The sequence below is a fragment of the Streptomyces xiaopingdaonensis genome (assembly GCF_000262345.1).
In the GTDB taxonomy this organism is placed as follows: domain Bacteria; phylum Actinomycetota; class Actinomycetes; order Streptomycetales; family Streptomycetaceae; genus Streptomyces; species Streptomyces xiaopingdaonensis.
Window position 1 is genome coordinate 1 of the sequence record NZ_AJTQ01000041.1, and the last position, 8,633, is coordinate 8,633.

Consider the following 8,633-nt stretch of genomic DNA (forward strand, 5'->3'; position numbering starts at 1 on the left):
GCGGGAACCGGTCGCCTCGCTCAACACGCTGCTCACCTCGCACGTCTGGCGCCAGGACCACAACGGCTTCTCGCACCAGGACCCCGGGTACGTCGACAGCCTCCTCAACAAGAGTCCCGACATCGTCCGCGCGTACCTGCCGCCCGACACCAACACCCTTCTCTGCACCGCCGAACACGTGCTGCGCAGCCGGGACACGGTCAACGCGGTGGTCGCGGCGAAGCACGACTGCCCCGACTGGCTCGACCTCCCCGCCGCCCGTGAGCACTGCCGACGCGGGCTCGGTGTCTGGGAGTGGGCGGGGAGCGAGCGCCCCGGCTCCGCGCCCGACGCCGTCCTCGCCTGCGCCGGGGACGTCCCGACGCGGGAGGCGGTGGCGGCCGCGTCGATCCTCCGTGCGGAACTGCCCGAACTGGCGGTGCGCGTGGTCAACGTCGTCGACCTCGCGCGGCTGCTCCCGCACGGTGAGCATCCGCACGGCCTCACCGACGAGGAGTTCGACGGGGTCTTCACCCGGGACCGTCCCGTCGTCTTCGCGTACCACGGCTACCCGTGGCTGATCCACCGCCTCACCTATCGGCGCGCGTACCACGACGACCTGCACGTGCGGGGGTACAAGGAGGCGGGCGCCACGACGACGCCCTTCGACATGGTCGTGCGGAACGATATGGACCGCTTCCGTCTCGTGCTCGACGTGCTCGACCGTGCGGAGCCGCAGGGGTCGGCCGCGGCGGGGGAGTTGCGGGAACGGATGGTCGCCTTCCGGCAGCGGCACCGCGAGTGGGTCGAGGAGCACGCGGAGGACATGCCCGAGGTCGCCGACTGGCGGTGGCGCCCCGACTCCTGACGCCGACTCCTTTGGGCGACAAGCCCGTTCGGGCACCGTCCCCGCCGTAAAATCGGCCGGGGGTCGCTCGGCGGCTCAGGAGCGCACGTACGCCGGTGAGGAGCGGGAGCGGATGACGCAGCAGCGCTGGGAGGCCGTCGACGAGTACATCGAGCGGGAGGTCCTGCCCGAGGAGCCGGGACTTCGGAACGCGCTGCGGGCGAGCCGGGAGGCCGGCCTGCCGCCGATCGACGTCCCGCCCAGCCAGGGACGGCTGTTGGAGCTGCTGGTGCGCATCCACGGCGCCGCGAAGGTGCTGGAGATCGGCACCCTCGGCGGGTACAGCACGCTGTGGATGGCCCGGGCCCTGCCGGCGGACGGGCTGCTCGTCACGCTGGAGGCGCAGCCGCACCACGCGGACGTCGCACGCCGCAACCTGGAGCGCGGCCTCGCTGGCCGCGCGGACGCTCCCCGGGTCGAGGTGCGCACCGGGCCCGCTTCGGAGACGCTGCCGCTGCTGGAGGCGGAGAGCGTCGGCCCGTTCGACTTCTTCTTCATCGACGCGGACAAGCCCTCCAACCCCGTGTACCTGGAGTGGGCGCTGCGGCTCTCCCGGCCGGGGAGCGTGATCGTCGTCGACAACGTCGTGCGGGACGGCGCGGTCGCCGACCCGGGGGCGACGGACCCGAAGGTCGTGGGAAGCCGCAAGGCGCTGGAACTCATCGGCGCGGAACCGAGGTTGGCGGCGACGGCGGTGCAGACCGTCGGCGGCAAAGGGTACGACGGGTTCGCGCTGGCGATCGTCACGCACTGAGCGGGGGGCCTCGGGGCGGCCCGGTCCTGGGGAGGCCCACGTACGGTTCGGTTGTCCGGTGGCCGTCGTGGCGCGGAGCCAGGTGCGTCCCGGCTCGACGTGGTGGAGGGGTGCTCGCTGGGCTGCGGGGCTGCGTATGTCCGGGCGATGGTCGAAGGCATCCGTCAGCGTCGCGGTTCTGCCTCGCCGCGGGGAGTTGGTGGAGGGCGCTTGCTCGGCACCGGCTTCCCGGGCGGACCGTGGGTTCGTTGCGGACGGCTTGAACCACGACTGCACGGAAGCCAGTTGGGCGCGGTTTCGCCGTCTCGGATCGCGATGTGCCGTCCGGCGGTTGGCCTAGGCCGTGTCTTCGGAAGCGGGTGACTCGTGGGCGGCGAGTTCCGCGGCCAGTTCCATGCAGCGCAGGCGGGCCGGGGAGAAGTCGTAGGGCATCTTTCCCGTGGCTTCCAGTGCGCTCATGGACTCTTGTCCCCTGCCGGAGCTCTGGCCGGTCTCGTCCTCACCCTCGTCGGCGGTGGCGGGGTGCAAAGTGTCCCAGGAGTCGAAGAGCGCGTCGTCGCTCTCCGCCAGGCCGGAATCCTCGACAACGGCTTGCAGCGCCTCTTCGAAGGCGTGCCGTTCGGCAGCCACCCGGACCACGCGGGGGTCGTCGACAGCGATCGTGTCATCGAGTGCCTCCTCGGCGGCATCGATACGGTCGGAGTCCTCCCGCAGATTCGGGTGAGTGGCCAGGGCGATGAAACGGGTGGCCTGGACGGCCGCACCGAGCGGGCCGAAGATCCGCTCAGTCACCAGCAGACTGTCCAGGTCCGCCTGACGCAGGGAGCCCTCGGGCAGGCTCTTGAGGCGTTCGGTGACGAAGTCGGAGAGCAGGCCCATCCTGCTGCCCTCGGTACGCATGCGCTGCACGGCAGCCCGTTGCCGCCGCAGTTCCGCTTCCTGGGCGACGAGGGTTTCCTCCAGCCGTTCCAGGATGTTCGCGATGCCGTCGTCGCTGTCGGAACCGGCGGAAGCCGTGTCGGCGAAGGCGTCACGGATGTCGTCCAGGGCGATCCCGGCGTCGGCCATCTTGCGGATCCACAGCAGCCGGATCGTGTCTTCGTAGCCGTAGCGGCGGCGGTCGTCGCCGCCTCGCACGGGCTCGGGGAGCAGGCCGATCTCGTGGTAATGACGGATCGCCCGCGGTGTGGTGCCGACGAAGGCCGCCGCGTCACCGATCTTGACCTGGCGCGGTGGGATGAAGGACGAGTACATGAGCAGGGGCCTTCCTCAGTGGGGCGGGACGTGAGTCCACCGGACCACATGCCGCTACGGAAGGTGCAACCCGAGTCACTCCGCCCGGCACCCGTGCCGGGAGAAGTACCCCTCTCCGTAACGATCGGTCCGCCCCCTGCCAGGACAACCGCGGGAAGGCAGGCAGGGTCACAGCACCGGTGTACCGCTGCGACCTGGACCGTCGCCTCACACCGCACTGCGAGCTGTCGAGCCGGGTCGCCACGGCGCCTCGTCCCACTGGGCGCGGCGTTCGCTGAGTACGGGCGCATCGCCAAGACCGAACATCGGCCGCGCGTGGTCGACCCGGTCGACGACACCTACCACCGCCGGTGAACCGGCAGCTCAACCGTGCAGGAATTCCGCCACAAGCTTGCGCGGGACGTGTGCCACGGCAAGCGCGGCACCGTCCACCGGCGTACCGGGACGGCATGGAAGACCAGCTCGGCGCACTCGGCCTGGTCCTCAACGCCATCGTGTTGTGGACCACGGAGTACATCGACGCCGCCGTCGCCCAGCTCCGGGACGAAGGCCACGAGTTCGGCGACGAGGACATCGCCCGGCGCTCCCCGCTCAAGCACCGCAGCCTGAACCTGCTCGGCCGCTACAGCTTCACCGCCAGTGTCCCGACCACCGGGGCCCTGCCCCCGCTGCGCGACCCGGGTGGACGCGTGGCGGGCGCGGGCGTCGAAGGAGTACCCGGCGAAGCTGGAGCGGATGAAGCCGTCGCGGCGGCTGACGCTGCCGGCCACGCTGTGTCGTATCCGGCAGACGGAGATCACCGACTCCTCCGCGGACCCCGTCGCCGCCGCATTCGATGGCCGCCCACGCAAAACGCTCGGCCGGAAAACCCCGGCCGAGCGCCTGCATGAACTGCTCGCGGCCTGATCGACACGACCACCTGTCGCATCGCCCCCTGAAACCGCCGTGGTAGCGGGCCTTACGCCCGTGGCGGGACGGCAGCGGAGCTCAGAGCTGGTTTTCGCCGCCGTCCACGGCCGGTTCGATGCCGGCGTTCGCGCTCAACAGCGGGTCGAACTTCTGCACAGTGACGAAGGCGCCCTTGACGTTGATCGCGAACAGCTCGTCGTACACGTCCTCGGTCGTCGCATCGAGGGGCGTGGGAGATGAGACGCCGGCATTGACGAACAAAGCCTTGATCGAGCCGAGCTCGCTCGTCACCCGGCCGGCGAGCATATCCAGGTCGGACAGCGAGTCGCATCCGCCCGGACGGCCACGGCATCCTCCCCGAGCCGCTCGCGTGCCGCGTCGAGCTTGGCCTGAGAACGGCGGGTGATTACCACGCGTGCTCCGCCTGGCACCAGCAGCTCCGCCAGTGCGAGCCCCATGCCCCTGCTGCCACCCGTGACCACCACATTCTTGTCGCTGTACTTACCCATGACCGAGGCCGTTCCATTTCATCACCAAAAACTTGTCAATATATCTGGATGTCGCTGTTCATGAAGCGAATCAGCCGAGGGTCTCGATCTTCATGCCGCCTGTGGTGACCGCGCGGATGTGATCGCTGGCGAGCAGGCCGTGTGGATTGCCGAGGTCGATGGCGCTGACCTCGTCGAGGCGGGCGAGTTGGGAAGGGGTGAGGTCGACCTGCAGGGCACCCAGGTTGTCCTCCATCTGCGCGGCAGTGCGGGCGCCGATGACGGGTGCCGTCACGCCCGGAGCGTTCAGGCTCCAGGCCAGCGCGACCTGGGCAGGTGTGCGGCCCAGCTCCGAGGCCAACTCCTTCACCGCGTCGGCAATGGCGAGGTTGCGGTCGGTGACCCATCCCAGGGCGGCGTTGAGGCTCTTGCGGTTGCTGGCGGTTTCGCTGACAACGGAACCCGTCGGATTCTGGTCCTCCCGGCTGTACTTGCCGGTGAGCACCCCGCCGCCCAACGGGGAGAAGGGGACCACGCCGAGTCCCATCTCGCGTGCCATCGGGATCAAATCACGCTCCGCGGTGCGCTCGACCAGGCTGTACTCGGTCTCCAGCGCGACCAGTGGCGACCAGCCGCGCAGGTCGGCGATCGCCTGCATGCGCGACACCTGCCAGGCCGGGGCGCTGGAGATCGCCACGTACAGCACCTTGCCCTGCCTCACCAGATCGTCCAGGCCTCGCAGGATCTCCTCCACCGGCGTCCTGAAGTCCCATACGTTCACATAGAGCAGATCGATGTAGTCGGTGTTCAGTTGCCGCAGACTGGCTTCCACCGATGCCAGCATGCTCTTGCGGTGGGTACCCCCGGCATTCGGGTCACCGGGCCGGCGCAGCGTCGAATACTTCGTCGCCAGCACCATCTTGTCGCGGTTGGTGCGGGCGAATTCGCCCAGCAGTCGCTCGGAGCTGCCGTTGGTGTAGGTGCTGGCGGTGTCGAAGAAGTTGCCGCCGAGCTCGGTGTAGCGGTCGAAGAGCCTGCGCGCCTCGTCGCGCTCGGCGCCCCAGCCCCACTCGGTGCCGAAGGTCGCCGTGCCCAGCGCCAGTGGTGAGACCCGGAGTCCGGAACGGCCCAGCAGCCGGTAAGTGTCGAGAGTGAGTGCCATCGTGTTCTCCTGTGAGGTGCGGTTCGTGGCCTTCGAGAAGTGCGGATTGGCGGTCGGCTCGCCCGGGCTTCAGGCACCGAGCCCGTAGCCGCCGGCCGGGGTGATGTTCTGGCCGGTGATGCAGTCGGCGGCGTCCGAGGCGAGGAAGGCGACTGCTTCCGCGGCCTGCTGGCTGGACCTCGAGCGCTTGAAGGGGCTCTTCGAGCACATGGCGTCCCGGCCGCTCTCGGGTACCCCCAGCCTGTCGAGCGGCGGGTGTCGGTGGCCCCGGGGCTCACGGCGTTGACGCGGATCCTGCGCGGGGCCGGTTCGGATTCTGCTCGTGCGAGGGAATCGGCTTTCTGCCCGGTGCCCGCGATACCTGGTGGCCGCGGGCGGACAGCAGCCCGGCCGTCGCTCTGCCGGTCCCGGTCGTTCCCCCGGCGAGGAGAGCTGTAGGCATGGCAAACCTTTCGTCGCTGAAGCGTCGGACGCCCGTAATCGGGGACCTCCCCGTTTTCCTCACCGTACACTGAACCGGGGACATCCCCGAATCGCTCCCGAGCCTCATCCGACACTCACGATCGCGAAGGTCATGACACCTCCACGCAGCACCCTGCGCGCCGACGCGCAGCGCAACCGCGAGCAGTTGATCGCCACGGCCGCCGAAGCCTTCGCGTCCGGACGCGCGATCTCGCTCGACGCGATCGCCAAACGCGCGGGCGTGGGGAACGCCACCCTGTACCGGCATTTCCCCACCCGAGAGGATCTGGTCGAAGAGGTCTATCGGGACCAGATCCGGCCTTTGCAGGAAGATGCGCGCACGCTGCTGGCTACCAAGCCGCCCACGCAGGCCCTCCACGCGTGGATGCTCCGATTCGCCGACTGGGCCGGTGAACGACGCGGCATCTGCGAGGCCCTGGTCGCCATGAGCGCTTCCGGCCGCTTCGGCACCGGACCGGTCTGCGACGAGGTCCAGCAGGTCCTGGCGATGGTGCTCGAAGCCGGCGCCGCAGCAGGAGAACTGCGCAGCGACATCGATCCGGTCGAGGTAGGCGCCATCCTCGCCGGTTTGCTCTCTGTGGCCGGCGCACCCGAGCAGCGCCCCCATCTGAACCGGATGCTGGACGTCGTCGTCGACGGACTCAGGCCCCGCTGAGCGACACGCCAGCGGTTCGGCCAGGGCGGCGGCCGTGCCGGACGGCATGACCGTGGCCGCGGCGGTCGTGGCGCCCCAGGCCCCGCCGTGCACCGCCAGCTCCTCGACCGTTGCCAGCCGTTCGACGGCGTCCAGGGCGCACCCCTGCGGTCCCGGCCCAGGGCAAGCCCGACGTGAGCACGAGAATCGCGTCAGCACGATCACGCCCTGGCCATGATCAATCTCAGCGCCAACCGCTGTACCGATGTTCCCCGGGGCCGAGAGCGGTGCGTTGAGGACCGTGGAAGGAACGTGTTGTCTTCCACGCCACGCGGGAGCGTAGCGGCTCGGTGTGCGTGCGCCGGGCCCCGGGCGGAGTTAGCAACTGCGCGGGTGTGTACGGCTGTTCGGCGGCGGTCCGGGGCAGCGTGTGCGCCGAGCAGCCGTCGGGCGACCGCTGCACGCGTACCGCGGCTCGGCGGCATCGGTTCTCCCGTTCGGGGCCCACTACGGGTGACCAGCGGCCGCCTTCACAGCGAGAGCGGCGAGTCCAGGACCCGGCGTACCCCCGCGTGGGCTGCGCCCAGGAGTGCCGCGTCGGGGCCGAGCGGCGAGACGCACAGTTCCACGGGGGCGCCGCGGGCTGCCGTGCGGCGTCCCAACTCCCGCTCGACAGGGGGAAGAACCCACTCGCCGAAGTCGGCCAGCGCGCCGCCGAGCACCACGGCGCGCGGGTCGAGGAGGTTCACCGCGCCGGCGAGCGCCGTCCCGAGAGCGGTGCCCGCCTCGTGGAGAGCGTGGAGTGCGGCCGCGTCGCCCGCCTCGGCCCGCACCGTGAGCAGGCGGCGCGCCTCGCCGCCCTCGGCGGCGGTGACAGCGGCCGTACGCAGCACCGCGGCGGCGCCCGCGTACTGCTCCAGGCAGCCGCGTCCGCCGCACGCGCACTCGGCGCCTTCTGGACGCACCGGTACGTGACCGAACTCGCCGGCGAAGCCGCGTGTGCCGCGCAGCAGTTCACCGTCTAGCACGAGCCCGGCCCCCACGCCGACCTCGGCGGAGACGCGGACGAAGTCCCGCAGCGCCGAGTGCGCCGCGGCGCCCTCTCCGATCCACAGCTCCGCGAGCGCCGCGAGGTTGGCCTCGTTCTCCACCGTCAGCGGCAGGTCGTCCCCGAGGTGGTGCGCGAGGTCGACGCCGTGCCAGTCGAGGTTGGGCGCGTGGACGACCGTCGTGCCGCCGCGTTCCACCGTGCCGGGGACCGCCACGGTCAGCCCGGCGGGACGCAGCCCCTGCGGCGCCACCGCGTCCGCGACCTCCCGGACGAGCACTCGCAGCCGGTCCGCCACCTCGGACGCCGGCTGCGGATGCGCGAGGTCGGCGGCCGCGCGGGCGCGCGTCTCGCCGCGGAGGTCGACGGCACAGACCGCAAGGTGGTCGACGCCGATCTCGGCCCCGAGGCCGCACGGTCCCCGGTCGGGCAGGGTGAGCGCGCTGCCGGGCCTGCCGACGCCGCCCGAGTGCCCGGGGCCCAACTCGTCGAGGAGCCCGCCGCGCAGGAGCTCCTCGACGAGCGTGGAGACGGCACCGCGCGTGAGGCCGATCCGCGCCGCCGCCGAGGCGCGGGAGATCCTCCCGGCTTCGGCGACGGCGTAGAGCACGCGCGACAGGTTCCGCTCACGCATCTCGCGCTGCGAGTTGGGCGCCGCCGACCGCCGCGCATCTGCCTGCCGCCCGGCGGAAGGGCCGGACGGCAGCCGCGCGGAGCTCACCCCTCCCCGGCGAGCAGGCCGCCGGCGCCCCGCAGGACGCCGGAGATGCGGGCCAGCGCCTCCTCGTCCGCCGGGACGGGCTCGTACGCGGGCCCCTCGTCGGTGCGCCAGCGGCGGGCGACGGACGCCGCGTCCTCGCCGAGGAGAAGGCCCGCCGCCTGGGCCGCGGCACCGAGCGCGACCAACTCCTGTGCCTGCGGCACCACGACGGGACGCCCCGAGAGCCTGCGCACCGTCTCGCGCCAGGCGGTGCCGCGGGCTCCGCCGCCGATGAGCAGGATCGGCTCCGCCCCC

7 protein-coding genes and 3 pseudogenes are annotated in these 8,633 nt (G+C 71.3%); 4 read left to right on the plus strand and 6 right to left on the minus strand.

Annotated features, from left to right (window positions below):
- Together UWG_RS0102850 and UWG_RS0102855 are read left to right on the plus strand one after the other, a co-directional pair.
- On the plus strand, window positions 1-847 hold an 847-nt coding region (locus tag UWG_RS0102850; protein WP_016905697.1), incomplete at its 5' end, for a phosphoketolase family protein.
- A 112-nt stretch (window positions 848-959) separates the two neighbouring features.
- Entirely contained in the window at window positions 960-1,640 is a 681-nt protein-coding gene (locus UWG_RS0102855; protein WP_016905698.1) for an O-methyltransferase, read from the plus strand.
- 336 nt (window positions 1,641-1,976) lie between these two features.
- Here UWG_RS0102855 and UWG_RS0102860 read toward each other — a convergent pair whose 3' ends face one another.
- On the minus strand, window positions 1,977-2,894 hold the full coding sequence (locus UWG_RS0102860) for a MerR family transcriptional regulator (RefSeq protein WP_016905699.1): 918 nt from the start codon (window positions 2,892-2,894) through the stop codon (window positions 1,977-1,979).
- A 246-nt stretch (window positions 2,895-3,140) separates the two neighbouring features.
- Between UWG_RS0102860 and UWG_RS34210 the strand changes: the two are divergent.
- A pseudogene (locus UWG_RS34210) lies at window positions 3,141-3,574 on the plus strand (Tn3 family transposase); the annotation flags it as partial.
- A 343-nt stretch (window positions 3,575-3,917) separates the two neighbouring features.
- On the opposite strand, the pseudogene UWG_RS31385 reads toward UWG_RS34210, so the two are convergent.
- From UWG_RS31385 to UWG_RS33510, 3 genes and pseudogenes are all read right to left on the minus strand, one after another.
- Window positions 3,918-4,312 (minus strand): annotated as a pseudogene (locus UWG_RS31385) (SDR family NAD(P)-dependent oxidoreductase); the annotation flags it as partial.
- 70 nt (window positions 4,313-4,382) lie between these two features.
- Window positions 4,383-5,453: an aldo/keto reductase gene (locus tag UWG_RS0102880; protein WP_016905701.1), complete on the minus strand. Its 1,071-nt coding sequence runs from the start codon at window positions 5,451-5,453 to the stop codon at window positions 4,383-4,385.
- Between the two features lie 69 nt (window positions 5,454-5,522).
- On the minus strand, window positions 5,523-5,663 hold the full coding sequence (locus UWG_RS33510; protein ID WP_016905702.1) for an SDR family oxidoreductase: 141 nt from the start codon (window positions 5,661-5,663) through the stop codon (window positions 5,523-5,525).
- 364 nt (window positions 5,664-6,027) lie between these two features.
- Between UWG_RS33510 and UWG_RS0102890 the strand changes: the two genes are divergently transcribed.
- Window positions 6,028-6,591: a TetR/AcrR family transcriptional regulator gene (locus tag UWG_RS0102890; RefSeq protein ID WP_016905703.1), complete on the plus strand. Its 564-nt coding sequence runs from the start codon at window positions 6,028-6,030 to the stop codon at window positions 6,589-6,591.
- A 509-nt stretch (window positions 6,592-7,100) separates the two neighbouring features.
- Here UWG_RS0102890 and UWG_RS0102895 read toward each other — a convergent pair.
- Together UWG_RS0102895 and UWG_RS0102900 are read right to left on the minus strand one after the other, a co-directional pair.
- Window positions 7,101-8,339, minus strand: coding sequence for an ROK family transcriptional regulator (locus UWG_RS0102895; RefSeq protein WP_016905704.1), 1,239 nt, complete (start codon window positions 8,337-8,339; stop codon window positions 7,101-7,103).
- Window positions 8,336-8,633, minus strand: a pseudogene (locus UWG_RS0102900) (FGGY-family carbohydrate kinase); the annotation flags it as partial. The pseudogene UWG_RS0102900 and the gene UWG_RS0102895, both read right to left, overlap by 4 nt.

What these genes read in the sequence shown, in the direction of transcription:
- UWG_RS0102890 (WP_016905703.1), top strand. Translation starts at nt 6,028, where the DNA reads ATGACACCTCCACGCAGCACCCTGCGCGCCGACGCGCAGCGCAACCGC.
- UWG_RS0102855 (WP_016905698.1), top strand. Translation starts at nt 960, where the DNA reads ATGACGCAGCAGCGCTGGGAGGCCGTCGACGAGTACATCGAGCGGGAG.
- UWG_RS0102880 (WP_016905701.1), bottom strand. Translation starts at nt 5,453, where the DNA reads ATGGCACTCACTCTCGACACTTACCGGCTGCTGGGCCGTTCCGGACTC.
- UWG_RS0102860 (WP_016905699.1), bottom strand. Translation starts at nt 2,894, where the DNA reads ATGTACTCGTCCTTCATCCCACCGCGCCAGGTCAAGATCGGTGACGCG.
- UWG_RS33510 (WP_016905702.1), bottom strand. Translation starts at nt 5,663, where the DNA reads ATGTGCTCGAAGAGCCCCTTCAAGCGCTCGAGGTCCAGCCAGCAGGCC.